24 protein-coding genes and 1 pseudogene are annotated in these 25,514 nt (G+C 68.3%); 14 read left to right on the top strand and 11 right to left on the bottom strand.

Going from position 1 to position 25,514, the window contains the following annotated elements; all coding sequences use genetic code 11:
* Positions 1 to 68: 68 nt before the first annotated feature.
* The gene (locus H343_RS0126510; protein ID WP_028433598.1) at positions 69 to 1,667 is read right to left on the bottom strand and encodes a GMC oxidoreductase; all 1,599 of its coding nucleotides are present in this window, start codon (positions 1,665 to 1,667) and stop codon (positions 69 to 71) included.
* The gene (locus tag H343_RS0126515; protein WP_028433599.1) at positions 1,664 to 3,130 is read right to left on the bottom strand and encodes an aldehyde dehydrogenase family protein; all 1,467 of its coding nucleotides are present in this window, start codon (positions 3,128 to 3,130) and stop codon (positions 1,664 to 1,666) included. The genes H343_RS0126510 and H343_RS0126515 overlap by 4 nt, the downstream gene beginning before the upstream one ends.
* 282 nt (positions 3,131 to 3,412) lie before the next feature.
* Here H343_RS0126515 and H343_RS0126520 point away from each other — a divergent pair, with 282 nt between their 5' ends.
* On the top strand, positions 3,413 to 4,333 hold the full coding sequence (locus H343_RS0126520) for a phosphotransferase (RefSeq protein ID WP_199779002.1): 921 nt from the start codon (positions 3,413 to 3,415) through the stop codon (positions 4,331 to 4,333).
* Between the two features lie 65 nt (positions 4,334 to 4,398).
* Here H343_RS0126520 and H343_RS0126525 read toward each other — a convergent pair whose 3' ends face one another.
* The gene (locus H343_RS0126525; RefSeq protein WP_028433601.1) at positions 4,399 to 5,157 is read right to left on the bottom strand and encodes a MerR family transcriptional regulator; all 759 of its coding nucleotides are present in this window, start codon (positions 5,155 to 5,157) and stop codon (positions 4,399 to 4,401) included.
* Positions 5,158 to 5,310: 153 nt separating this feature from the next.
* Complete coding sequence (locus tag H343_RS0126530) at positions 5,311 to 6,222, bottom strand: AraC family transcriptional regulator (RefSeq protein ID WP_028433602.1); 912 nt, start codon at positions 6,220 to 6,222, stop codon at positions 5,311 to 5,313.
* 185 nt (positions 6,223 to 6,407) lie between these two features.
* Between H343_RS0126530 and H343_RS0126535 the strand changes: the two genes are divergently transcribed.
* Positions 6,408 to 6,746, top strand: a complete 339-nt coding sequence (locus H343_RS0126535) for an antibiotic biosynthesis monooxygenase (RefSeq protein ID WP_028433603.1) — start codon at positions 6,408 to 6,410, stop codon at positions 6,744 to 6,746.
* A gap of 151 nt (positions 6,747 to 6,897) precedes the next feature.
* Positions 6,898 to 7,872 (top strand): alpha/beta hydrolase, encoded by a 975-nt coding sequence (locus H343_RS0126540; RefSeq protein ID WP_037905332.1) that lies wholly within the window; start codon positions 6,898 to 6,900, stop codon positions 7,870 to 7,872.
* A gap of 59 nt (positions 7,873 to 7,931) precedes the next feature.
* Here the strand turns inward: H343_RS0126540 and H343_RS0126545 are convergent, their stop codons facing one another.
* A complete protein-coding gene (locus tag H343_RS0126545; RefSeq protein WP_028433605.1) occupies positions 7,932 to 8,423 on the bottom strand; it encodes a DinB family protein in 492 nt (163 codons plus the stop codon).
* A 43-nt stretch (positions 8,424 to 8,466) separates the two neighbouring features.
* The gene (locus H343_RS0126550; RefSeq protein ID WP_028433606.1) at positions 8,467 to 9,093 is read right to left on the bottom strand and encodes a class I SAM-dependent methyltransferase; all 627 of its coding nucleotides are present in this window, start codon (positions 9,091 to 9,093) and stop codon (positions 8,467 to 8,469) included.
* Between the two features lie 87 nt (positions 9,094 to 9,180).
* On the opposite strand from H343_RS0126550, the gene H343_RS0126555 reads away from it, so the two are divergent.
* A complete protein-coding gene (locus H343_RS0126555) occupies positions 9,181 to 9,768 on the top strand; it encodes a helix-turn-helix domain-containing protein (protein WP_028433607.1) in 588 nt (195 codons plus the stop codon).
* 257 nt (positions 9,769 to 10,025) lie between these two features.
* Entirely contained in the window at positions 10,026 to 10,859 is an 834-nt protein-coding gene (locus H343_RS0126560) for a PIG-L family deacetylase (protein WP_028433608.1), read from the top strand.
* A gap of 1,088 nt (positions 10,860 to 11,947) precedes the next feature.
* Here H343_RS0126560 and H343_RS0126565 read toward each other — a convergent pair.
* A complete protein-coding gene (locus tag H343_RS0126565) occupies positions 11,948 to 13,504 on the bottom strand; it encodes an ISL3 family transposase (RefSeq protein ID WP_486587063.1) in 1,557 nt (518 codons plus the stop codon).
* Between the two features lie 299 nt (positions 13,505 to 13,803).
* Here H343_RS0126565 and H343_RS0126570 point away from each other — a divergent pair, with 299 nt between their 5' ends.
* Together H343_RS0126570 and H343_RS34600 are read left to right on the top strand one after the other, a co-directional pair.
* A complete protein-coding gene (locus H343_RS0126570; protein ID WP_158679622.1) occupies positions 13,804 to 14,835 on the top strand; it encodes a hypothetical protein in 1,032 nt (343 codons plus the stop codon).
* Positions 14,836 to 15,121: 286 nt separating this feature from the next.
* Positions 15,122 to 15,596 (top strand): annotated as a pseudogene (locus tag H343_RS34600) (integrase core domain-containing protein); the annotation flags it as partial.
* 120 nt (positions 15,597 to 15,716) lie between these two features.
* On the opposite strand, the gene H343_RS35700 reads toward H343_RS34600, so the two are convergent.
* The 4 genes from H343_RS35700 to H343_RS33040 form a co-directional block, all read right to left on the bottom strand.
* On the bottom strand, positions 15,717 to 15,962 hold the full coding sequence (locus H343_RS35700; protein ID WP_028433612.1) for a hypothetical protein: 246 nt from the start codon (positions 15,960 to 15,962) through the stop codon (positions 15,717 to 15,719).
* The gene (locus H343_RS35105) at positions 15,959 to 16,186 is read right to left on the bottom strand and encodes a hypothetical protein (protein WP_037905337.1); all 228 of its coding nucleotides are present in this window, start codon (positions 16,184 to 16,186) and stop codon (positions 15,959 to 15,961) included. Before H343_RS35105 ends, H343_RS35700 begins: the two co-directional genes overlap by 4 nt.
* Positions 16,183 to 16,380, bottom strand: coding sequence for a hypothetical protein (locus H343_RS33035; protein WP_037905340.1), 198 nt, complete (start codon positions 16,378 to 16,380; stop codon positions 16,183 to 16,185). Before H343_RS33035 ends, H343_RS35105 begins: the two co-directional genes overlap by 4 nt.
* Positions 16,381 to 16,532: 152 nt before the next feature.
* Complete coding sequence (locus tag H343_RS33040) at positions 16,533 to 16,949, bottom strand: hypothetical protein (protein WP_051266117.1); 417 nt, start codon at positions 16,947 to 16,949, stop codon at positions 16,533 to 16,535.
* Between the two features lie 119 nt (positions 16,950 to 17,068).
* On the opposite strand from H343_RS33040, the gene H343_RS0126610 reads away from it, so the two are divergent.
* The 7 genes from H343_RS0126610 (at position 17,069) to tyrS (ending at position 25,474) form a co-directional block, all read left to right on the top strand.
* The gene (locus H343_RS0126610) at positions 17,069 to 18,412 is read left to right on the top strand and encodes an NsdA family TPR-like regulatory protein (RefSeq protein ID WP_028433613.1); all 1,344 of its coding nucleotides are present in this window, start codon (positions 17,069 to 17,071) and stop codon (positions 18,410 to 18,412) included.
* A gap of 324 nt (positions 18,413 to 18,736) precedes the next feature.
* Positions 18,737 to 19,198: a DUF4254 domain-containing protein gene (locus H343_RS0126615; protein WP_028433614.1), complete on the top strand. Its 462-nt coding sequence runs from the start codon at positions 18,737 to 18,739 to the stop codon at positions 19,196 to 19,198.
* 39 nt (positions 19,199 to 19,237) lie between these two features.
* Positions 19,238 to 20,917, top strand: coding sequence for a pyridoxal-dependent decarboxylase (locus H343_RS0126620; protein WP_158679623.1), 1,680 nt, complete (start codon positions 19,238 to 19,240; stop codon positions 20,915 to 20,917).
* A gap of 77 nt (positions 20,918 to 20,994) precedes the next feature.
* Entirely contained in the window at positions 20,995 to 21,972 is a 978-nt protein-coding gene (locus tag H343_RS33045; RefSeq protein ID WP_486587064.1) for a hypothetical protein, read from the top strand.
* Complete coding sequence (locus tag H343_RS0126635; protein ID WP_028433617.1) at positions 21,969 to 22,922, top strand: aminoglycoside phosphotransferase family protein; 954 nt, start codon at positions 21,969 to 21,971, stop codon at positions 22,920 to 22,922. The genes H343_RS33045 and H343_RS0126635 overlap by 4 nt, the downstream gene beginning before the upstream one ends.
* 4 nt (positions 22,923 to 22,926) lie before the next feature.
* Complete coding sequence (locus H343_RS0126640; protein WP_028433618.1) at positions 22,927 to 24,069, top strand: glycosyltransferase family 4 protein; 1,143 nt, start codon at positions 22,927 to 22,929, stop codon at positions 24,067 to 24,069.
* Between the two features lie 136 nt (positions 24,070 to 24,205).
* Complete coding sequence (gene tyrS, locus H343_RS0126645; RefSeq protein WP_028433619.1) at positions 24,206 to 25,474, top strand: tyrosine--tRNA ligase; 1,269 nt, start codon at positions 24,206 to 24,208, stop codon at positions 25,472 to 25,474.
* Positions 25,475 to 25,514 lie beyond the last annotated feature (40 nt).

Genomic DNA, 25,514 nt, shown 5'->3' on the forward strand with positions numbered 1-25,514 from the left:
TCCGGGGCTTCCGGGGCTTCCGGGGCTTCCGGGGCTTCCCGCGCCACCCTGCCTGCCTGCGTCGGACATCAGCGCTCCACTCCCCCGGCTACTCCCGGTACGGGCCCGGCCCGGCCGGTGATCAGATCCGCCGCGCGCTCGGCCACGAGCAGCACGGTGACCATCGGGTTGACGGTCGGCATGCTCGGGAAGACCGATGCGTCGACGACGCGTACGCCTTCCTCCCCTCGCAGCCGGAGCTCCGGATCGAGCACGGCCGCCGGATCGTCGTCCGCGCCCATCCGGCACGTCCCCGCCGGGTGGTAGACGGTGTGGGCGGCGCGCCGCCCGTACTCCGACAGCTCCTCGTCCGTGGTGAGATGCGGGCCGGGGGCCACCTCCCGCAGCAGCCATTCGCGCAGCGGCCCGGTTGCCGCCACCTCGCGTGCGACGCGCAGACCGTCGACGATGGTGCGCTCGTCGTAGCCCTCGGGGTCGGTGAAGTAGCGGAAGTCCAGGGCGGGTTTGTCCCCCGGGTCGGCGCTGCGCAGCCACATGCGGCCGGTGGAGCGGGCCTTGGGCACATTGGGCGTCAGGCACACACCGTGTTCGGGCGTGGGGTAGCCGAGGCGCTCGGTGTTGACGGTGAACGGCACCTGGTAGAAGTGGAACATCAGGTCGGGGCCGGGCAGCCGGCCGTCGCGGCGTACGAACAGGCCCGCGTCGGAGTCCATGGCCGAGTTCGGCGGCAGGGGCCCCGCGATGTCCCACACGATCACCGACTCGGGGTGGTCCAGGAGGTTCTCGCCGACACCCGGCAGATCGCCGAGCACTTCCACGCCGAGCGCGCGCAACTGGCCCGCGGGGCCGATGCCGGAGTGCAGCAGCAGCCGCGGGGTGTCGATCGCACCGGCGCACAGCAGCAGTTCACGCTCGGCCCGTACCGTGCCGGTGCGGGGTCCGCCTCCCGTGCCGGTGCCGCCGCTGCCGTGGCCGGCCTGGACGCGGGTGAGCCGCCCGCTCCCGTCCCGCAGCAGCCGGTACGCCCAGCTCTCCAGCTTCAGCGTCAGGTTGGGACGGTCCAGCACCGGGTGCAGATAGGCGACCGACGCCGAGGAACGCATTCCGGTGGCGGCGTCGTACGCGAGTGAGAAGAAGCCCGCGCCCTCGGTGAAGGGCCGGGCGTTGAAGTCCTCGACGACGGGCACGTCCAGGGCGTCGACCGCGGCCGTCACGAAGTCGTGGGCGACGGGGTTGCGGTCCTTGGCGGCGACGGGACGGATGGTGGTCTGCAGGCGCTGCCGGTACGGCAGCACCGTCCCCGGGCCCCAGTCCGCCGCGCCGCGCCGCACCCACTCCTGGAGGTCCTGCGGGAAGGGCAGAAAGCTGATGAGCGTGTTGTGGGAGGAGCAGCCGCCCAGCACCCGCGCCCGTGAGTGCAGGATGTGGGAGTTGCCGCGGGGCTGCTCGACCGTCGGATACCGGTAGTCGAACTCCGAGTCGAGCAGGTTGATCCAGTTGCGCAGCCTCAGGACGCGCTGGTCGCCGACGTCGCTGGGGCCGCCCTCGATGACGCACACACGGCACTCGGGGTCCTCGGTCAGCCGGGCCGCCAGTACGCAGCCGGCCGTGCCGCCGCCCACGATGACGTAGTCGTAGGTCTCCTCGTTCCTGCTGCCGTCGCTCATCCCTTGAACCAACCGGAGGGAGCGGGCGAGAGGTTGTGGTAGATGTGCTTGGCCTCCTGGTACTCCCGCAGCCCCGTCGGCCCGAGTTCACGTCCGATGCCGGAGCGGCCGAAGCCACCCCACTCGGCCTGCGGTACGTAGGGATGGAAGTCGTTGATCCACACGGTGCCGTGGCGCATCCGGTTCGCGACGCGCTGGGCGCGTCCCGCCTCGCTCGTCCACACGGCGCCCGCCAGCCCGTACCGGGTGTCGTTGGCCAACTCCACCGCCTCCTCCTCGGTGTGGAACCGCTCGACGGTCACCACCGGCCCGAAGACCTCCTCCTGCACGATGCGCATCGAGGACTTGCAGTCCACGTAGACGGTGGGCAACAGGAAGAACCCGCGGGCCAGTTGGGGGTCGTCGGGCCGCCGTCCGCCGGTGACCAGCCGCGCCCCGTCCATACGGGCGATCTCCAGGTAGTCCTCGACCTTCGCCCGGTGTTCGGCGGAGCTGAGCGGACCGCTCTCGGTCAGCGGCTCCAGCCCGTCGCCGAGCCGGATCGCCTCGGCCCTCGAGGCCAGTTCGGTGACGAACGCGTCGTGGATGCCGCTCTGCACGATGAGCCGCGAGCCGGCCGAGCAGACCTGGCCGGAGTGGAGGAAGGCGGCGTCCAGGGCGTAGTCGAGCGCGGCCTCGAAGTCGGCGTCGTCGAAGACGACGTTGGGATTCTTGCCCCCCAGCTCCAGCGCGATGTTCTTCACGCCGCCCGCGGCACCCGCCATGATCTTGCGGCCCGTCGCCAGTCCCCCGGTGAAGGAGACCATGTCGACCTCGGGGTGGGAGGTCATGGCCGCGCCGACGGTACTCCCGGCGCCCAGCACGAGGTTGGCCACGCCCTGCGGCGTGCCGGCCTCCTCCAGCAGGCCCATCAGCGCGATCGTCGTCAGCGGCGTGGTCTCGCTCGGCTTGAGGACGAAGGTGTTGCCGGCCGCGAGCGCGGGCGCCACCTTCCACGAGGCCTGCAGCAGCGGGTAGTTCCACGGCGCGATCAGCGCGCACACCCCGACCGGCTGATGGACGACCCGGCTGAGCACGTCAGGGCCGACGTCGACGATCCGGCCGGCCTCCTTGCCCACGAGTTCGGAGAAGTAGCGGAAGGCGTCGGCGATGTCCTCGATGTCGAGCCGCGCCTCGGCCACCGTCTTTCCGGTGTCCAGGGTCTCCATACGGGCGAGCTGTTCCACGTCGCGCAGGAGCAGTTCGTGGACGCGGTAGAGCACGTCCGCGCGCCGCCTGGAGGGCGCCCACGCCCAGTCCGCGCGTTCGAAGGCCCGCTTGGCCGCCCGTACGGCCAGGTCGACGTCCGTCTCGTCGGCCTCGTCGACCTGGGTGATGACCGACGCGTCGAAGGGGTTGACCACATCGCGCAGGCCGCCGGAGACGGCCGAGGTCCATTCGCCGTCGATGTACAGCTCAGCCATCCGAAGCCCCTCGCTCTCCCGCGGCGTCCCTCCGCCGTCCGCCGTCCGCCGTCCGGCACGACGGCCACCAACATCGTGCGGAGCACGGCCCGGCTCCTACGGGGCGCACCGAGGGGGAGGGCCCAGGAGCGGGATGTTGACCCGCGTGGTCTAAGTGGGTGTTCGAACGGTGACGCCATCGTGTCCAGGCAAGGCGCGAAGGCATGTCCGGCAGGTCGAAGACCGGCCGCCGGGCTCGGGAATTCGCTGGCTGTCGCCCGTTGCGCGTGCTGGGGTGATGCTGTGTCTGCTTCTCCTCCGTACCCGTCGTACGGCAACTCGCTGCCGTCCCCCGATCCGTCGGCCGCGGCGCTGGCCTGGGTCGCAGAACTCCTCGGCCCCGGCGCCGCCGTGCGCGCAGTTCGGCCCCTGACCGGTGGCACCCACGCCTCCACCCACCTGCTGAAGACGGCCGGTCCGGAACAGCAGGTCGTACTGCGGCGTTTCCCGCCCGGCGACGACGCCGCCGCCCGCGAGGAGAAGGTCCTGACGGCGCTCGACGGGCTGGGAGGCTTCGCCCCGCGCCTCATAGGCGTCGACCCGCACGGCGAACAGTGCGGTGCACCCGCCGTCCTGACCACCCGGCTCCCGGGGCGGGCCGACATCACCCCCGCCGATCCACACGCCGCGGCCGCCGCCCTCGGGTGCGCCCTCGCCCGGCTGCACGCCGTCCACAGCAGCCGGCTCACCGGCTTCCGGGACGGCATGACCGCCACCCGCAGCGGCACAGGCCCGGCCACGGCAGTGCTGGACAGGCACGCCGAACGGCTCGCCGCCGAGCCGCGGGTGCTGTCCCACTTCGACTACTGGTCGGGCAACGTCCTGTGGCGGGACGGCGCGCTCACGGGCGTGATCGACTGGTCCGGTGCGAGCCTGGCACCGCGCGGGTTCGACACCGGCTGGTGCCGGCTCGATCTCGCGCTGCTGCACGGCCCCGAAACCGCCACCGCAGACACGTTCCTCGCCGCCTACCGGGACGCGTCCGGCACGCCACCAGCCGACACGGCGCTGTGGGACCTGCACACCCTCGCCCGTTCCCACAGCACCGTCGAGACCTGGGTCCCCAACTACGCGAGCCTCGGCCGCCACGACCTCACCGCCGAGGAACTCCGCCGCCGCCACGCCGCCTGGACGGCACGCTCACTGGGCGCCGTTGACGCATAGGTCTCGCATCGCTGGTTGCGGCACGAGACCGTCGTGCGTGTCCGCGGCCGGGACGGCGGCCCGGATCAGCCCTTGCGGACCGCGTTGGCGAGGATCGCGTCCCGCAGATACTCCGCCATCCCCGGCTTGATCTCCTCGTAGTAGGCGGTGAAGCGCGGATCGGAGACATACATCTCGGCGAGACAGGTGTGGATCTCGTACGTGCAGTCGTAGTAGAAGCGGCAGATCTGCTGCCGGTGCTCCTCCGCCAGCTCCATCGCCGCCTCGGACTGAGGACCCTCGCCCGACTCCATCCGGGCCACGAACCGCCGGCCCCACTCCTCCTGCTCCCGCTGGATCCGCAGCCAGTCCTCCTTGGTGTAGGAGGAGGTACGCCGCTGCGACTCGCGGTAAGCGCCGGTGTCGCCCCAGCGCCGCTCCGTCTCCTCCGCGTGCTCGTCGGGGTCGAAGTCTCCGAAGACCTCGAACTTCTCCTCGGGGGTGAGATCGATGCCCATCTTCCGTGCCTCCATCGCGCGTTCCACGGCGGCGGCCATCCTCTGCAGCTTCTCGATCCGGACGGACAGCAGTTCGTGCTGCCGCCGCAGGTGTTCCCGCGGGTCCGCGTCCGGGTCGTCCAGCAGGGCCGACACCTCTTCGAGCGGAAAGCCCAGCTCCCGGTAGAACAGGACACGTTGCAGCCGGTCGAGATCGGCCGCGCTGTAGAGCCGGTGGCCGGCACGGCTGCGTTCGCCCGGTGCCAGCAGCCCGATCTCGTCGTAGTGATGCAGGGTGCGCACGGTGACTCCGGCGTACCCGGCGACCTGTCCCACGGAGTAGCTCACTTCCGCTCCTTCCTCGGTACGCGCTTCACGATGAGCCCTTACGTGACGTGAGGTGCAAGCGCCTTTCTCCGCCAGTGCCGGGCTCGGCGTGCACAGCCCGGAGTCCGGTGCCGGTCGCGGCACCCGGTCCCGTGGACGAGCGGCCACGCCACGTCAGGTCAGGACGGCGGCCGCCGCGGCGCCGGCCGGGACGCGCAGACGCGTCGCGTCCTGGCTGGGTGGCACGCCGAACTGGCGGCGGTACTCCCGGCTGAACTGCGAAGGGCTGTCGTACCCCACGCGGTGGCCGACCCCCGTGACGTCGTGCGGGCGGGTGGCCAGCAGCAGCCGGGCTTCCTGCAGGCGGATCTGCTTCTGGAACTGGATGGGGCTCATCGCGGTCACCGCCTGGAAGCTGCGGTAGAAACCGGAGACGCTCATGCCCGAAAGCCGCGCCACGTCCTCGACCCGGAACGCCTCCGCGTAGTGGTCGCGGATCCACCGCACCGCTCGCGCGATATGGCTGAGGCTGCTGTCGGCCAGCCCGAGCTGGCGCACGATGCCGCCCTGCTCCCCGGTGATCAGACGCCACAGGATCTCGCGCTTGATGAGGGGCGCGAGCACCGCCCGGTCGCGGGGCGGCCCGTCGAGCAGGCGCAGCATACGGATCACCGCGTCCAGCAGCTCATCCGGTGCATCACTGACGGCGATGCCGGAGGGCGCGCCGCCGCCGGTGCGCGGGATGTCCCCCGCCCCCGCCAGCAGCAGCACCTCGGCGACGGCGGACGGCTCCAGCACGAGCCCGAACCCCAGCGCCGGGCACTCCGGGCCGGCCTCGGTGAAGTTGCCGGTGACCGGCAGGTCGACCGACGCGACGAGGTACTGCCCGGCGCCGTACTCGTAGACCCTGTCGCCCAGCGCGAGGCGCTTGGTGCCCTGGGCGATGACCGCCAGCACCGTGCCGGTCATGGACGGCGACGGCGGGTCCGGCCGCTCGACCCTGGAGACGAGAACGCCGTCGACGTCGGTGGTCCAGTCCGGCCGCGCGTGCCGCTCCAGCAACGTGGTCAGCTCGTCGAGATGCATACTCCGATTGCACCACACCCGGCCGCTGCCTGATCCCCCTCATTAGAGGATCATGCAAGCTCCCGCGACGATCGCTCTACCGTATTCCCAGCTCACAGCTGTTTGATGGAGTCACCGGAATCCTACGGGCCGACAACCGGCTCCCGGTTCTGATCATCCTCTACACATCCGACAGGAGAGAAGCCGTGACCGCGGAATACGGATTCAGCGCCACCCTGACCGCCAGGCCCGGAACGGGCGACCGACTCGTCGGCCTGCTGCTGAGCGGCCTGGACGAGGGCAGCCCCGCTGCGAGCGAGTACTGCCTGGTCTACCTCGTCTGCCGCTCGGCGTCCGACCCGGACGTCGTCCACGTCACCGAGGGGTGGACCAGCGAAGCGGACCACCACCGTGTCTTCGCCGGTGAGGCCGCTCAGGCCGTCGTGTCGCAGATCGAGGGGCTGCTGGCTGCGGAGTCCCGGTACACCGACCATGTGCCGGTCGGAGGCAAGGCCGTCCTCCGGGAGCGCCGGCCACAGCTGTGATCCCCGCTCCGGTCCGTCCGCACCGGCGGCATTGCCCGGAGCGCTCCCCGGCAGGCATGCGGTCGGCCGCCGGCCGCCGGCAGTCACCCTCCTCCGCCGCACCACCCTCCACCACACCACCCGGCAGTCCGCCCCTGAAAGGACCTCAGCCATGACCGCCACCCCCGCACGCCCCGGCCTGGACCCCGAACTGCACGCACAGCTCGCCGAGATGCCTCTCGTGTCCGAGCTCGGCCCCGAGGTGCTCGCGCAGCTCCGGCAGATACCGTCGGAGCCGGTCGGGACACTCCTCCAGGACCGCGCGGTCTCACGGCGCGAGGTCACCGTCCCCGCCCCGGACGGCACACAGATCCCCCTCACGGTCATCAGCCCCGCAGGAGCCGACCCCTCGTCCCGGCTGCCGTGCGTCTACTGGATGCACGGCGGCGGGATGATCATGGGGGACCGCTTCTCGCAGCTCGACATCCCACTGGAGTGGCTCGACCAGTTCGGCGCCGTCGTGGTCTCCGTCGACTACCGCCTCGCCCCGGAAGCCGCCGGTACGGCCCCGCTCGACGACTGCTACGAGGGCCTGCGCTGGGTCGCCGAGCACGCAGGCGAGCTGGGCATCGACCCCGACCGCCTCATCGTCGCCGGCGCCAGCGCGGGTGGCGGCCTCGCCGCCGGAGTCGCACTCACGGCACGCGACCGCGGCACCCCGGCCATCGCCGCACAGGTACTGATCTGCCCCATGCTCGACCACCGCAACGACACCGTCTCCAGCCGGCAGTTCTCCGGTGTGCCGGCCGTCTGGACCCGCGAGATGAACGAGTTCGCATGGCGGTCGGTCCTCGGCGACCTCGACGGCGAGGACGTCCCCCGCCACGTCTCCCCCGCGCTGGCCGAAGACCTCAGCGGCCTGCCGCCCACCTACATCGACGCCGGCTCCGCGGAGGTCTTCCGCGACGAGGACGTCGACTACGCCACCCGGATCTGGGCGGCGGGCGGCAACGCGGAACTGCACGTCTGGGCCGGAGGCTTCCACGGCTTCGACGCGCTCTACCCGCACGTACGGGTCTCGGCAGCGGCACGCAGGGCGCGCGCCGACTGGCTCACGCGGACCCTGCACCCGGCCTCTGACGCATAGGCACCGTTCCCGCCCCCGAAGGCGCGGAGCCGGCGCACAGTCGCCCAGTCGCCCCGTTGTCAGCGCCCCGTACCGCCGTCGATCAGCTCCCGGAGGATGTCCGCGTGACCGGCGTGGCGGCCCGTCTCCTCGATCATGTGAGTGAGTGCCCAGCGCACGCTGGGAGCGGGCCGGCCCCGCCGGGCACGGGGGACGGGTGCGCCGAGGTCGGCGCACCCGTCGAGCACCCTGTTCGCCCGCTCGACGGTCTCCCGGTAGCGGGCGACGACGGCTGCGGCGCTGTCCTCGGGCGCCGCCCGGAACGTCGCCTGCCAGTCGGTGACCTCCTCTCCGAGGAACGTCGAGCGCTCGACGAAGGTGAGGTGGTTGACCAGGCCGAGCAGGTTCGTGCCGGAGGGCACCCCGGCCGTCCGTACCTGCGGTTCGGGGGCGCCGTCGACCTTCCCGGCGATCGAGGTCCGCAGGTAGTCGAGGAAGCCGCGCAGAACCTCGGCCTCGGTGTTTCCGGTACGGGGTGGCGGTGTGTCACTGCGGCGGGAGGTGGTGGGCACGGTGGTCCTGCCTTTCGACGGGGCGCGGCTCTCACGCCGAGGGTCAGACGGAGCGGCGGACGACCAGGACGTGGTCGGTGACCTCGGCGGTACGTCCGTCCGGCCCGGTCGCGGTCCGACGGGGTGCGTCGGCCCGCTCGACCGTCCAGGTCGCCGGGTCCGGGCCGATACCCGCTGCGACCTCCTGCGGGGTCGGGTACCGCACGTCGGGATCCTGATTCCACGACCACGGCGCGGTCGAGCCGTGGTCGACGACCAGCAGCCGCCCGCCAGGGCGCAGCCTGTGCACGGCCGCGCGCAGGACAGCGGCCCGGTCCAGGTCGTGGGGCGTGTGGAGGTAGTGGGCGGAAATCAGGTCGTACCGGCCCTGCGGGAAGGACTCGTGCAGGTCGTACGGCGCGGTGGTGACCCGGTCGCCGAGACCGAGTGAGCGGGCGTGCTCGGCGAGCCGCTCGACGGCGACGGAGGAGATGTCGACCGCTGTGACCTTCCACCCCCTCCTGGCCAGCCACAGTGAGTCGCCGCCTTCGCCGCAGCCGAGTTCCAGCGCGGCGCCGGGCGGCAGTTCCGTGACCGTCTCCACGAGCCGGACGTTCGGCTGCGGGTCGACGGCTGCCGGACGGGCCGCGTAGACGCCGTCCCAGAACGTGGCCGCATCGGTCGTGGTCATCGAGACCCCTTCGGTCGGAATGCCGTCAGTGTCACCGGACGCACCCGGAAGGGGCGAGAAATCTTGCGGTTATGGCAAGCTGCCCCCATGGACGGGCCGGCGGCGGACAACCCGACAGCGGAGGTGCTCGACGCGGTGGGGCCGCGGCTGCGTGCGCTGCGGCGCGACCGGGGCATCACACTCGCCGACCTCTCGGTGACAACGGGGGTGTCGGAGAGCACCCTGTCCCGGCTGGAGAGCGGACAGCGCCGGGCGACCCTGGAATTGCTGCTGCCGCTCGCCCGTACCTACGGCGTTCCGCTGGACGATCTCGTCGGTGCCCCACGTACCGGCGATCCGCGTATTCACCTGAAGCCGGTGCGGCGTTTCGGGATGACCTTCGTGCCGCTGTCGCGGCGGCCGGGCGGGACACAGGCGTTCAAAATGATCATCCCGGCCCGGCCGGAACCGCTCGAACCGACCCCGCAGACGCACGAGGGCTTCGAATGGCTGTACGTGCTCAACGGCCGGCTGCGGTTGGTGCTCGGAGAACGGGACCTGACGTTGCCGCCCGGTGAGGCCGCCGAGTTCGACACGTCCATGCCGCACTGGCTGGGCAGCGCCGACGGCGGCACGGTCGAACTCCTCATCCTGTTCGGCCTGCAGGGAGTGCGTGCGCACCTGCGCACAGGGTGACGTGGCGCCGAGAGGTGCAGATGACGTCTGTGCCTTGTTCACGTGGAAACGCCGCGGCACACGGAAGGCGAAGCAGCCTGGCCGCGCCGGGAACAGCCGGTCCGGTCGGCACGGTTGCACCGTACGAGGGACCGGTGCCGCACGGGCGGGGAACACGGAGGCCACGAGGCCGTCCGCCCCACCAGGCTCCGGGGCGACAGGATCGCGGTACCCCGCTCACCCGGACCAGGATTGCTTTCCCGCAGGAGGACTCTTCCATGACTGACCGGCCTTTGACGCTCATGGCAGTACACGCCCACCCAGACGACGAGGCCACCGGAACCGGAGGGGTCCTCGCGCGGTACGCGGCGGAAGGCATCCGCACGGTTCTCGTGACGTGCACCGACGGCGGCTGCGGTGACGGCCCCGGGGGCGTCAAGCCGGGCGACCCCGCGCACGATCCGGCGGCCGTCGCCTCGATGCGCCGCCAGGAACTCATGGCGAGCTGCGACGTCCTGAAGGTCAGCGATCTGGAGATGCTGGACTACGCCGACTCCGGGATGACGGGCTGGCCGACCAACGACGCCCCCGGATCGTTCTGGCGGACCCCCGTGGAGGAAGGCGCCGCCCGGCTTGCGGAACTCATGCGGCACTACCGGCCCGATGTGGTCGTCACCTACGACGAGAACGGCTTCTACGGCCACCCCGACCACATCCAGGCCCACCGCATCACGATGGCGGCGCTGGAGATGACCGAGCTGACGCCGAAGGTGTACTGGACGACGATGCCCCACTCGATGATGCAGCAGTTCGAGAAGACCCTGCGCGAGTTCCACGAGGACATGCCTGAGCCGGACCCCGCCGAGGCCGCCGCGATGGCCGAGATCGGCCTCCCCGACGACCAGGTCACCACGTGGGTGGACACCACCGCGTTCAGCGGCCAGAAGTTCGACGCTCTGGCCGCGCACGCCAGTCAGGGCGAGAGCATCTTCTTCCTCAAGATGGGCAAGGACAGGTTCGGCGAACTGATGGGCATGGAGACCTTCGTACGTGTCAAGGACGCCACCGGCGCGGCCGTACCCGAGAGAGACCTCTTCGCCGGACTGCGCTGACCCGCCCGTCCGTCCGGGGCCCGGAAAAGGCGACGGGCCCCGGCCGGGGTAACCGGCAGGGGCCCGAACGTGAAGGTCAGAGCCGCACCAAGGGCTTCGGAGAGTAGGCCGTGTGGGACTCGAACCCACAACCAATGGATTAAAAGTCCACGCCGGATCGTGACGCCGAGTGCTGCACTGTCCCGTCTGAGCCTTACGTACCTGATCAGAGACAATGCGCGGGGTGGCCGAGGCCGCCTCGTCCGGACGGGTGACGACTCGTCCGCTCACGCATCGCTCACGCATCCGCAGCACAATCGAGTGCAGAGGAAGGCGACTTATGGCACGCAAATGGCACGGGCTCGCGAACACAACACCGCGACGCTGAGCTGGTACAGGGTGTGCTGTGGGTTGGCGCTCCTCTGACGTAGGCCCTCGCGGCCCACCGAGTACGCCCCCATAACCCGGGCTGCACCGAGCGCGGCCGGCAGGTCGGCCAGGTTTAAGAAGTTCGGCGAGGCCAGCGGAGGCACCGGCCCGAAGGGCGCGATGGCCTCGGCGACAACCTGCGCCTGAGCGTCTGTCGCGCCGCATCCGTGCATCTGGCGGTGATGCCGGCGATGTCAGCATGGCGCCCGGGGCCGATGGCCGACATGGAGATCAGTCTCGCCACCACGACCGCGACGGTCCGAACTGGCCGCCACTCCTGCTGGGTGGTTCGTGCTCGGTTCCCGCCCAACGCTCCGCGCGCCCTGGCTGAGGTCACCGACGATGTAGTCCGTGAACGCCTCGACGCAGAAGGTTACTGGGGCGAGATCGCACTACTCCAACGTGCAGTCCTGAGCGGAACTCAAGCTCAAATCACCTAATCGTGTGAACCCCACGGCCTCACATCGCGCCGCCGCTGACGCACGTGGCAGATTTCCTTCCGCACGTCGGTGGTTCATCACCAACGTCCGCCTCATGCCGCCGACGGCGGAGCAGGAGCTGGTTGCGAGATGCCCAGGCGCTACAAGGTGCGTTGTTTGGGCTGATCTGTCGGCGACGGGTGAATCGTGGTTCTGGATCACTTTCCGTGCTGGTGCAACGGAGGGTCACCACATCCGCGATCATGAACGGCTTGCTGCGTCGAGGAGGACGCGTTTGCGGAGCAGGTCGAAGTCGGCCCGGCCGAACATCTGACGCTTCAGCATCTTGATCTTGTTGTTGTGTCCTTCGACGGCGCCGGAGCTGTAGCGCAGGCTCAGGCCGGCGACCACGGCGTTGAAATCTTGGCGCAGACCGGCGAGGAAGGTGTGCGGGGCGGGAAGGTCGGTGTCCTGGACGCGGGCTATCCATTCGTTGAGGTGCTTGCCGCGTCGGTTGTTCATCAGCTCGGCGAAGGCCCGGACGTGCTCGGCGGTCTGGTCAAGCGCGGGGCAGCGGGCCAGGATCTCCTTGAGCTGCTGGGCCTGGTCGTCATCGAGGCTGTCGGGGTGCCGGGTGATCCAGCTGGTCACATCCCGCACCGACGGCTTCTTCCGGGGAGGATCTGAGTGAGGGAAGACCGCACGCAGCTCGCGGACGTACTTCTTGACGACTTCCTCGCTGCCCGCAAAGCCACGCTCGCGGATCTCGCGGAACAAATGGCGGGCGACCGTGATCCCTTCGGCCCACCGCTGGTGCAGGTAGGGCTTGTAGGGGGCAAGGATGCTGGTGCGGCCGGTCCACTGACCCACCAGCAGCTCATCGGCGCTGGCGGCATGAGCCAGACGGCGAACGGTGTTGCGGGCCAGACCGAGTTGGCGGGCGATGGCCCGCAGTCCGGCACCTTCTTCGAGGAGCCTGTGGACGGTCGCGTGTCGTTCGCGGATACGGTCGGAGAGCCGGCCCGACCGGCGCGGGCCGTCGCTGCGTGCGTCCAGCTTCGCCGTGTCCAGCGGCGCCGGTGCCAAGTCCGGTAGATCAGGCGGCGGTTCCCGCAGCAGGGCCCGGTGGTGGACGACCGTGTTCTCGACCGCCTCGACGAGGTTCTTCCAGATGTGCCACCGGTCCGCCACATGTGTGGCGTCGGGGGCGCCGATCCGCCCGGCCTCGGCATAGGCAACCGAGCGGTCGCGGCAGATCACTTCCACGCCGGGATGGTCCGCCAGCCATCGGGCAACTGTCGCCACGGACCGGCTGGGCAGCAGGTCCACCGGGCGTCGGGTCTCGATGTCCACCAGGATGGTGCCGTAGATGTGCCCCTTGCGCAGGGCGAACTCGTCGATCCCCAGGACCCGCGGGGTCTTGGTCTGCGGTTCCGTCAGCCGACGTATCAGCCGCAGCAGGGTGGAGCGGCTTGCCCTGGCTGCAAGGGACTTCGCGAGCCGGGCGCCGGCGCGGCCGGCGAGCATCAGTGCCAGCTGTCCCAGGGTCGTGTGCAGTTCCATGCTCCGTCGCCCGTGCCGGAACGTCAGCCCGCTGATCTGCTCGGCGAACGTGGCCCGAGGGCAGGCGGCTTCGCCGCACCGGAACCGTCTGACCTGCAATTCGATCACGACTGGGCGACCGCCGACCGCGTTGTCGGCCAGACGACGCACGTACCTGCTGTGCACCCGGGACGACATCACACCGCAGTCGGGGCAGTCGGCCAGGCCAGCCGTTGCTCGGGCCCGTACCAGTACGAACTCGCCGTCTACCGCCACGTTTTCGATCAGAACGTCTTGGAACCGGTGGAACCATAAGTCCTGGAGAAGCACATCACCCACGACCGTTCATGATCGCGGATGTGGTGACCCTCCGTTGCACCAGCACGGAAAGTGATCCAGAACCACTTTTCGGCCGTCGCCGACACGCCAACCCGCCCCCATGAACGCTGGCACGCCAAGGGAACGGCAGGGCTCGAGACCTACCGAAACCCGGCCCCTATCCGACTGTTCGGTGCCCAACAGCGCAGCGGGGGCGTAACGCCCCCATGTCAGTACCTCCCACTACCCTGCTGAACGTGGGGGAACCGGAGAGCGAAACGAACCTGCCAGCATGGCGGCACCCGCTGTTGCGTCTACACCACCGCTGGGTTGAGAAGCAGGTGGTTCCTGCCGAGAAGGCTGCAGCCGAGCTGGGCATCGACTTCAACGCTTCAGCGATCCGCAAGGCACTCGGCTACCATCGGTGGACGTACCTCCGCAGGCTGAGAGGGCTCGCGATCTTCTTTGCAGCGCTGGCCCTGTTCGCTGTGGTAACGCGCTCGGCCACATGCAGGCCAGGCGGCCTGCTCACCACAGGCGAAGACCGCTGCCCTACCTACACCGAGTACGTCTTCGGACCGAACGCTGACCCCTGGGTTTCAATCACGCCTACGCTGGGTTTGCTCGCCCTCTTCTGGATCATTTCGGCCTGGCGGGGGGAGAACATACCTCGCCTCTACAAGCCGCTATACCTGGCGCTCGCCCTCCTCACCGCCAGTGCTGATCTGATCGCGGTGGATGGCGGCCGGTACACGAAGGCCACTCGGCTTAGCGCCAAGGCCGCCGAGCTCGGCCTGCCCCTACGAACAGTTGCCAGGAACGCCGCTTCCGACTTCGGGAACCGCGGTGGGCTCCGCAAGCAACTCCTCAGACACGCGGAACTCGTAGAGGCAGCGGTGATGCAAGCAGCGGATGGCCTCATCCAAGACCGGGCGGCTTCAGCGCGGAAGCTTGGCACGCTGGCTGGCCTCATTGCTGGAAGCATCGCAGCTGATCGATTCACCCAGATGCTGCCGCCCGCGGAGCTACCGGAGGAAGCGGCCATCGAGCCCGACCGCCTCGATGGCCGCCGACTGGCCAAAGCCTGTCTCTGGTCGGCTATCGCCGTCACAATATTCGCGCTCCTCCTCGCAGGGTTGGGTGCGCCGGCCGAACTCCTAGTGCCTCTGGCGGTAGTGGCCTTCGTGGTGACTGCGTACGTCCTCCTAGGGCTTTGGTACGGCCTCGGCGAAGCAACCCGACTGACGCGAAGCCTCATGTCGTTCTTCTCCGCTGGCCCGCCCCTCTGATCAAGTCTCGTGAGTCAGCTTGGCATCGCTTGCACTTCAGCAGCTCACCATGAGCGATGCAGGGCAGGCCCGGCTCAACCAGGGACGGAGACATCGAGGACTGCTGGCGGATGGTTCGGCACCTGAGTCACCGATTCTGGAACCACCACACAACCACCGCGACCGCGAGACTGCCGATACTGCTGGAGATGCCGTGGACGGTCTCACGGGCAGCCATGGCAAGCCCCTTCCTCACCAGGCCCTTGATGTGCCATCCGAAGCGCTTGCGCCTCGTCTCCTCAACCGTGACCACTCCCGGTTCGTCGTGATCGCTTCCGTCGTGGCCGTGCCCAGCGCCCAGGCGGTGTGCTCGGCCTTCACCGTCGCGATGCGCCGCTACGGGTGCCTTTCGATGTTCTGACGGACAACGGCAAGCAGTTCACGGCCCGTCACACCCGTCCACAGCCGGTGGAAGTGCTCTTCGAGCGCATCTGCCGGGAGAACGGCATCAACCAGCGCCTCACCAAGCCGCCGCGTTCGCCCACCACCACAGGCAAGATCGAGCGTTTCATCGCACTCAGCGCCCGGAGTTCCTCGATCACGTGGTGCCGTTCGAGTCGCTGGCGGCGGCCCAGAAAGCGATCGACAGCTGGGTACACGCCTACAACCACTCCCGACCGCACCATGCCTTGAACATGGCCACACCCGTCAGCTTTTTCCGACCCCACGGCGTCGTCGACCACGATGACGAGCATCGTGAACAGGCAGTCGCTGTGCCGGAGTCACTTCGTCTTGGTCGTGGCCCGCTTGCACTTGGGGCAGCGGTAGAGGCCACGATTGCCCTCCGCGTCGAGACGCTTCATCTGCGCCCCGCACGTGCAGACCGGTTCCTTCGGCATCGTTCATCCCGTCCCGGGGGTGTGTGCCGCCCCGGGACGGGGACTTGTGGGGCGGTGGACCAGCAGTACGTCACCGAGCCGGAGTTCGAGCGTCGTCCCGTCGTGGAAACGCAGCAGCTTGCCCGTGCTCCCCGCGACGGTCATGTCGACGACTTCGAGACGTGTCTTGTCCAGCACGGTGAGGTCGCCGACGCGGATGCCCAGCGGGCCGACGTGCATGGTCTGCGCGAGTGCGGGTGCCTGGTTCATTCGCTCTCTCCGCGGGCTGCGGCGCGTTTCTCCAAAGCGGCGACCTCGATGCGCAGCGTCTGCGTAGCCGTGGGCCGTGCGGCGAGCTGGCGTGCACAGGGCAGACAGGCGTATACGCCGCCGGCCGGGCCTGATCCGCATTCGTAGATGCGGATCAGGGCAACGTCCTTGGCCCACGAGTCGTGCCACGAGCAGTGCCCCGGATAGGCGTCTCGTTCGCTCACCGTGCCGACTCCTGCACTGCCAGAAGCAGGTGTGCCGCGGGCGTACACCGCTGCGCGGCAGTGCGTGCCCAGTGAGGGCCGGGCGGCGCGGTCACATCGTCAGCGGGGATCAGTACATGCGCCCCGCCGAGGTAGATGGTCACACCGGGCATGACCAGACCGCGGCCCTCGCCCGGCTGGACGAAGAACCACATGCTGATTCCATCGGATACGACGGAGCCGCACACTTCACCCAACCTCGCGATGACCTGCATGCCGACGTCGGTTGAGACACGCACGGCGTCCCACAATTCCCCGGCACGGGCAAGCGCGATGCGTAGCTGAGCGGCAGGCGGTTCGACGGCATTCACCCCGCCATCACCTCGCGTGGGCCGCAGTGTTGAGCAATGGCCGAGGCGAGGGCCGCGCGCAGCGCTTCTGGCGGAGTCAGCAGGTGCCCGTCTTCGACGGGACGGGCCCAGCGCAGTCCGGGCACGCCGACGAACTCGCGGGGCGGCACGGCAAGCCAACTCGTCCTGCCCAGGACGTGCACGCGGGTGCTGTCCGGGAAGTTCCAGTCGGCGGCCGTCCCGAGGGGGATGAGCCAGTACAGGCAGGGGGTGAACGGGTCGTGAATGACCGCGCCGGAGAGTTCGCCGAGGATGGCCAGGGCAGGGCGCCCGATACGTTCCGGTGCCCGCACGGCCTCCCAGTGCACGCCCGCGTGCGTCAGTTTGACGTCCCGCCCGGTGGGCGGAGTCCATCCCGTCGTGGGGGTAGCCATGTGTACCTCGTCCGGATCGTGTGATTGCCTGCGACGAGGTAACTCCTCAGAGCTACGAGACCGGTAGCGTTGAGGGAAGGGCAAAGCATGAAAGCCATGAAAGCTGCCGGGAGTTGAACATGGCACGCACCCGAAATACCGCGCTCGCCACCCTGCTTGACCAGGCAGGATGGTCTCGAACGCAGATGGCCTCCGCCGTGAACAGGACCGGAGCGGAGGCTGGCATGTTCCTTCGGTACGACCAGACCGCCGTATCCCACTGGGTCGCGGGAACCATGCCGAAGCAGCAGGTCAGGCCCATCATCGCCGAAACCCTGTCGAGGAAGCTGAAACGGCCGGTGACACTGGCCGAAGCCGGTCTGGCATCTGAACGGTCCGACGACGCGGCCAGCGAGGGTGACACTGTCTCCGAACTGCTCGACGTCGGAAGGCAGGACATGGACCCATCACGCCGGACCGTGCTCACCACTGGCGTGTACTCCGCAGCCCTCGCAGTACCAGGCTTCGAAGAGGTCTTCGCCCAGTCCGCGACAGCCGCCCCTTCGCGTACCGCCCGTATCGGGGAAGGGGAAGTGGCGACCGTACGGTCCATGACCGACAGGATCGCGGACATCCTCGATGAGTTGGGCGGCGGCCATGCGCGGCCGATGGCCGCCGCGTTCCTCGTCAACACTGTCACGCCGTACCTGAAGGCATCAGCCAGTGAGAGCGTCCGCAAGAGCATGCTCGCCGCCGCGTCCGACCTCGTCTACCTGACCGGCTGGATGGCGATGTACGAGCGTCGGCACGGACTCGGACAGCGCTACTACGTCAAGGCGCTCAAGCTGGCCGGGGCCGCCGAGGATCACGTCACCTACTGCAGGACGCTGCGGGGCATGAGCCTCCAGGCTTCCAACTTGGGTTACGGCACGAAGGCGTTGACGCTCGCAGACTCGGCCGCCGAAGCATCACCCCAGGCCGGCCCCCGGCTGAAGGCATTCCTCGCCGGACAGCAGGCACACGCCGAGTCGATGACCGGCAGCCGCCGCAGGGCAATGGCGCGACTGCAGGAGGCCGAAACGGCGCTGTCCAAAGCCGACGGTCGGCGCGACGCCGTCGGCGGATACGACGCAAGCGCCTACCAGTTCCATGTGGCCCACGTCCTCTACGAGTTCAAGGACCTGGCCGGCTCCATCGCTGCCATGCAGGAGTCCCTGCGCATCCAGCCCAAGCAGGAACGCCAAGGCCGAGTGCACTCCAACGCCCTCCTCGCACAGCGCCAGTTCGAACTCGGACACGTGGACGCAGCCTGCGCCACATGGAACGCCTTCCTGGACGACTACACGCAGCTCAGCACGTCACGAGGCGACGAGCACTTCGACACCATGCGTCGACGCATCGTCCCCTACGCCAAGGTCCGCGCCGTGCGCGAACTGAAAGAGCGGGCCCGGGACGTCGCCACGCTCAAGGGGCAAGCAGCCTGAGAGAGCGATTCGTGTACTTACCGTCGTCCGATGGCGTGAGCGCGGACCGGAATCCGCTGGTGCGGCCGGGGATTGAACGAAGGGAACAGCACGTCCGCACTCATCCTTGACACCCTGCGGTCGGCTCAAGGCTGTCTCCGTTTGCGGGCTCCCTGAAGACCATCCCAACGAGAAACCGAAAGTAGATCACTACAGATGACCACTCCCGCTCAGCTGGGTCTAGACACCGGTAAGTCTGCAAATGACCCCCGCACTGCGAAGTTTACGGATGCATCAGAGGCGCCAAAGGGGCAACGCGATTGGTGCGAGGATGCTCTTACCCGCATGCCGTTCTCTTGCTCGCCGGAGCTGTTGAACACTCTGGGCCGACTCCATGCGGTCAACAGTCAGCAGTGGGATGCCGAGGACCGGGTCCGGCAAGCTGGGGACGGGGAGATCCCCGCCATTAAGCGGGAGATCGACGAACTCAACGACCTTCGCCACGCACTGATCGAGCAGGCGGACGGGATATTGGGGCAGACGTGGGCAGCCAAAGAAGAGGTGCCTCCCCTCACAGAGTCGATCGGCTCGGCGCTTGACCGACTCTCGGTGCTGACGCTCCGGACCTTGCACACAGAGCGGCTGTTCGGGAGCGGGATTGGAGCTGCGGAGCGCGTCGCGCTTCTGCGTCGTCAACGCGACGATCTGGTGTGGTCCATCGCCGTCGCTTGCGAGGACCTTGTGTCCGGTCGGAGGCGCGCTCCCCGGCCTGAGCGAATGAAGCTCTACGGGAATGCCGGGCGGTGAGCGCGGTCGTTGGGCCCTTCCGAGCTGTTGGGACTTTCGATGAAAACTGATCCCTCCTGGGGCTCAGAGGAGTTCGAGTCCTGGCGTGCCAGCCTGTTTCTGCGTCCCGATGGGAGCAATGCGGAGGCGCTGGTTGAGCTCGTGCGCTGTGCTCTCGATGAGGCGCTGGGGCATCAGGGAGCGGGGCCGGTGTACCCACGCGGCCGGGGGAATCGGCGCTCATCACTGGGCGATGGAAGCCTGCCAGAGGGCCTCATCGCTCCGGAGGATGTTCTTAGCCAGTTGCCAGATTGGCTGGCCGGGTCGGTCAAGGTGCATCACCAGATGTTCGCCAAGAACATCGTTCCGCCGCCGTCGTTCGTAAGCCTGGCGGCGTGGTGCGCGGTGTCGTTGTTCATGCCGAACGGTGTCACCGGGGAGGACGCGGCAGAGACGCTCTCCGCTGAACTGTCATGCGCTCGGGCGCTGGCGCAGTTGGCGGGATACGACCCGGGCCGGGCCGGCGGCCTGTTCACCTTCGGCGGTACGGCGACGAACTTGTACGCGATCAACGTCGGCATATCCAAGGCGCAGCCCGACCACGCAGAGCGTGGGCTGGAGCCCGGGCTCGCCGTCGTGGGTTCGTGGCCTGCGCACTACTCGCAGAAGTCGGCGTGCGCGTGGCTCGGGATCGGTACTCGGAACTACATAGCCGCGGCGTCGCATCCCGACCAGACCACGGATCTGGGGTCGATGGAGGCGGCCTGTCGCGACGTGCTCGTACGCGGGCAGCGGCTGGCATGCATTGTGGGCGCAGGAGGGACGACCTCCAACATGGCCGTCGACGACTTCGCCGCGATCGCTGGGATGCGCGATCGACTCGCCGCCGAATACGAGTTGGACTACACGCCCCACGTGCATGCCGACACGGTCGTCGGGTGGGCCTACCTCTGCTTCGTCGACTATGACCTGCATCGCAATCCCCTCGGCTTCAGCGGCCCGGTGGTCGCCAAGCTGTCACTGCTGGTGGAACGCCTGAAGACGGTGCGGCACGCCGACTCGTTCGGAACCGACTTTCACAAGACCGGGTTCGCGCCGTACACGTCCAGCATGATCGTCATGCGGGATGGACAAGACTTCTCGCGGCTACGCCGCGACGGCGGAGTCATGACGCCGCTGTTCCACGACAAGGACGCCTACAACCCGGGGACGTTCACGCTGGAGACGTCTCGGTCGGCGGCGAACATGGTCGCGACCTGGGTCGGCCTGCAGGCCCTGGGCAAGGAGGGGATGCGGCAACTGCTTGGTCACGCGCTTGAGACAGCCGAAGCCCTTCGGCGCCACCTGACAGCTCTGGCCGGTCTCGACGCGAAAGCCATCAACAAGGATTCGTACGGCCCGGATGTGTTCGTGCGCTGTTACCCGCCTGGCGACCCGGCCGCTGCCGAGGAGGACTTCGAAGACGCCAACTCGGTGCGCAGGATAAACCAGTACAACTCCGACCTGTTCGCTTGGCTATCACGTCGAATCGTGCCGGAAGCCGAACAGATCGCGGTGAGCAAGACCTCCGCGGCGTTCTATACACCGGCCGGCGAGCCGGTTGTGGCGATACGGGTGTACTCCCTCAACCCGTACTTCTCCGATCTCCACACCAGAGAACTGGTCGTGCACCTGCTCACGGGCAAGCGACGGTTCGATGCCGCGCATCTGGACGCGGACGTGTACGAGGGGGCTCGGTGAATCACCTATCGCCCGGTCCAGGGGAGCTGCCGGCACGCTTCGCCGTCGCCGACATCCCTGTCCGTGACTGTGTGGAGTTGGCGGCCGGCCTGGCCTCATATGCCCGCAAGCATGGGCTGGAGCGAGTCGAGGTGAGCGGCCCACCAGCGATCAGTGAACTCATCGAGGAGTTCGGCTTCCACGAGGTGCATTTCGTTGATGGCCACGCCGAGCCCGCAGTGGACATCCCGGCAGCTCCCCGGACTTGGCGCTGCAACCAACGCGGGCTGCATTGCCTCAGTGACCAGCTCGCCGATGATGCGGAAGCCCCATCGAGGGCGGAGATGCCGCCGACGGCGCTCGCCGAGGGAACCGTGATGTGCTTTGCCCGGCACAACCGCCTTGGCGATTCGCTGGGCATCGTTGCCGGCCTGGAGCACTACTGCCGCGACAATGCTGTGGCGTCGGTTGCCGTGACCGGTTCGCCCATCCTCGCTGAAGTCGTGGAGGTGTTCGCATGCGAGCGGGTGAGGTATGCCTCTTCGCCTATCGAGCCGGTCAATGGCGACGCGATCTTCGCTCGATCTTCGTGGAGCCTCCCGTGGCTTGACCGGTTCAACCACGCCGTCACTGATGCCTACGGGGGGAGAGCGCGCCACGGAGTACCGCCACTGTCCCTCCGTCACGCACCGCCGCCTCGTGTTCAAGAGAGCGTGGTGTATTGCCAGTTCGACGCGCGCTCCAGTACCCCGGTTCCGCGAGACTCCGTCCGGCGGATCCTGAACCAGGTTGCGGCACACGACAAAGTGCGGGTCCTCGGTGGCCCCGACACCGAGGCCTACCTCGGCGAAGACGTGACCTATGTACGGGCTGATCTCCCCGAAATGGTCGCTCGTCTGCTGTCCGGCCGTCTCTTCGTGGGGTGCGACAGCGGCCTCGGTCACCTCGCGGGTTGCCTCGACGTGCCCGGACTGATCGTCAGCACCGACGACTTCGAGACGACCTGGTCATTCTTCCGGGGCTACGCCAGCCTCAGTGTGATTCCGCTCGCCGCAGCAGACCTGCTCGTCCCATGAAGCCTCCGACCGAGCACGAGGTCTTGCAAGCGGTACGCCGATGCCTGCGCCAGGACGCCGTGGCCGCGCGCCGGATTCCCATGGGCCGCAGCCACTTCGTGTACGCGGTGGAATTGGCGTCCGGCGAGAGCGTGATAGCGCGGATCACGCGACACGACCGCGCCGAGTGCTTCGCGGGATTCGCGTATTGGCGACGCCGGCTTGCTGAGGTGGGAGTGCCTGTCCCCCGCGTGCTGTCCATGGATCTGTCCAGGTCGGAACTGTCGTGGCCAATCATGTTCCTGGAGCGGGCGCCAGGGGATGACCTCTGCAACGTCTACGCCGACCTCACGGCCGCCGAGAAGCGCAGCGTTGCCGTCGACCTGCTCGATATCCAGCACCGCGTGTGCAGACTTCCGCCCGGTCCCGGATACGGTGGTGTCGCCAGCTACGACGACCGCCGCTGCCACCCACACTGGTCGGACGTGCTGTGGGAGTACTACATCGGCGCCGTCGAACAGCTCACCCCCCAGCAGCGGCAGACCCCGGCCATCGAAGAGATCCGCAGGACCATCCACGAGCTACAGCCCGAGTTCGATGCGATCAGCCCAGAGGCATATCTCATCGACGCCACCCACCAGAACGTGCTCGTGCACGGCGGGAGAATCACAGCGATCGTCGACCTGGACGAGGTCGGATTCGGCGACGCCCTGTACCCGCTCGCTGTCGCCCGCGCCGGTCTTCTGGCGCGCGGGCCGGAGGCCGACTGCATCGAGGAGGCTGCCGCGCCGCTGTGCGACGGTCCCCAGCGGCAGCATGTATTCGCCCTGTACTCAGCGATCGCATGCCTGAAAATGCTCGCTCCCTCTCCCCTCAGCGTCACCGGCCCACCCTCTGCCGACAGCCGGCTCGCCGCCCGGCTCTGGGCCTTGCTCGACGGCTTCGCCGCTGCCGCGACCCGCAAGGAGTGACCGCATGACCGGCACGGTCTTTGTGAGCGTCGACGACTTCACCCGCGAGGGCTTCACCAACGGCTTGTTCCTGCAAGTCCGCCAGCTACTGCAACGCGTCAGTGCCCGAGGGCACCAGGCCACCCTCGCCTGCATCGCTCAGAGAGAGAATCCCAAAATCGAACGCAGTACCCGGGTAGTGCAGAACACCACGGTCCACGAAACCTTCCTCACGGCCCCAGGGTCGGCGAACGCCTACCGGCGAGCGCTGCGAGACCTCGTAGATCAACTGGACCCCGACGTGATCCTGCTTAACTCGTCCGCGGTTTTCCTCACTGAGGCGCACCACGCCGTGCTGGACGAAAGCCTCGCGACCGGTCGGCGCGTAGTCGTGCTCGTGACAGACCAGCTATACCCCACGAGCCAAGACCACCCGCCCGACCAGGTGCGGAGCTACTACAACCTGTTGCGGCAGGCCAGCGTGCACGCGGTCAGCCAGACCATCGCCGACGCCTTGCACAGCCAGACCGGAGTGACGGCCCGGGTTCTCCCCAACCTCCTGCCCGAGAGGCGAGTCAACGCAACGCCTCCGGGCACCGAGGGGCGGGCGCTGGCATTGATCAATCACCACCCCATCAAGGGCCGGTGCGTCTGGGACGAGATCATTCGTCAGCGACCCGGCGACACGTACCTTGTCGTGGAGACCTGGCCCGACGTCCCGCCGTACGCACCACCCTCACCGAACGTCCAGGTAGCCCCGTTCGCTCCCGACCCCGCCCCGATCTACGAACGCACCAGGATTCTGCTGCTGCCGTCCCTCGGCCCTGAAGGCCTTCCACGGGTAGCCCTTGAAGCGATGGAAGCTGGAGTCCCCGTCGTAGCTCACCGGATCGGCAGCCTGCCCGAACTCGGGAACGCCGCCATGTTCGTCGCCCCGCCACCCATCGCCGGCCACGAGCTTGAGGACACGGTGCTGTACCCCGTGGTCTTTCCGAACGACATCAAACGGGCCGCACGGGACTTCCGGCAGATCATCGACGCGATCGATCATGATCCAGCGCTCAGGACCCGTTTCGTGGCCAAGGGCAGAGCATTTGTGAGGGACTACCGCAAGCACAGCGAAGCCGTAGTCGAGGGACTGCTCGACGCATGGTTCGGGACGGCGTGACGCAGATGGCTCCGGGACGCCGTGATCTTGGCTGCTGCTCCCTCTGTGCACCCCTGACCAGCAGAAACACAGAAGCTCCTGGGAGCTCTACACTGGCCGCGACACTTACACACCCGACTCAAGGAGACACAGGACTGTGACGGCCATCGTCGACGAGCTCAGGTGGCGCGGGTTGATCGCCCACGTCACTGACGAGGACGCATTGCGCAAGGCTCTCGCGGACGGCCCCGTCACGTTCTATTGCGGCTTCGACCCGACCGCGGCCAGCCTGCACGTCGGCCACCTGGTGCAGGCACTCACCCTGCGTCGGCTCCAGCAGGCCGGGCACCGGCCGCTGGCGCTCGTGGGCGGGGCGACCGGGCACATCGGCGACCCTCGGCCGACCGCCGAGCGCACCCTGAACGATCCCGAGACCATCGCCCAATGGGTGACCCGGCTGCGCGCCCAGATCGAGCCGTATCTCTCCTTCGAGGGCGAGAACGCGGCGATCATGGTCAACAACCTGGACTGGACCGGCGGCCTGTCCGTGATCGAGTTCCTGCGGGACGTCGGCAAGCACTTCCGGGTGAACAAGATGCTCACCAAGGACTCCGTCGCCCAGCGACTGGCATCCGACCAGGGCATCAGCTACACGGAGTTCAGCTACCAGCTGCTTCAGGCGATGGATTTCGTGGAGTTGTACCGGCGGTATGGCTGCACCCTCCAGACCGGCGGCAGCGACCAGTGGGGCAACCTCACCGCAGGTCTGGATCTGATCCACCGCCTGGAGCCGCACGCCGAGGTGCACGCGCTTGCGACGCCGCTGATGACGAAGGCGGACGGCACCAAGTTCGGCAAGACGGAGACCGGAACGCTCTGGCTCGACCCGGAGATGACCACGCCGTACGCGTTCTACCAGTTCTGGCTGAACACAGACGACCGTGACATCTCGCGGTACATGCGCATCCTCTCCTTCAAGTCCCGCGAGGAACTGGAGGAGTTGGAAAAGGTAACCGAGGAACGGCCGCAGGCCCGCACTGCGCAGCGCGCGCTCGCCGAGGAGCTGACCACCCTGGTGCACGGCGACGACCAGTGTGCCGCCGTGATCGCCGCGTCGAAGGCACTCTTCGGACAGGGCGAGCTCGCCGAACTCGACGAGGCGACACTGGCCGCCGCGATCTCCGAGCTCCCGAACGCCAAGGTGAACGAACTCGGACAGGTCACCGATCTGTTCGCAGATGTTGGCCTGGTGGCGAGCAAGTCGGCCGCCCGGCGCACCGTGAAGGAGGGCGGCGCCTACGTGAACAACGTGAAGGTGACCGCCGAAGACGCGGTGGCCACATCCGGCGAGCTGCTGCACGGGCGCTGGCTCGTGCTGCGCAGGGGCAAGAAGAACCTGGCGGCCATCGAGGTCACCGGGGCCTGAGGCTGACTGCCTTTGAAAGCCCAGCTCATGAGCGAGAGCG

Source organism: Streptomyces sp. TAA204, from assembly GCF_000424965.1.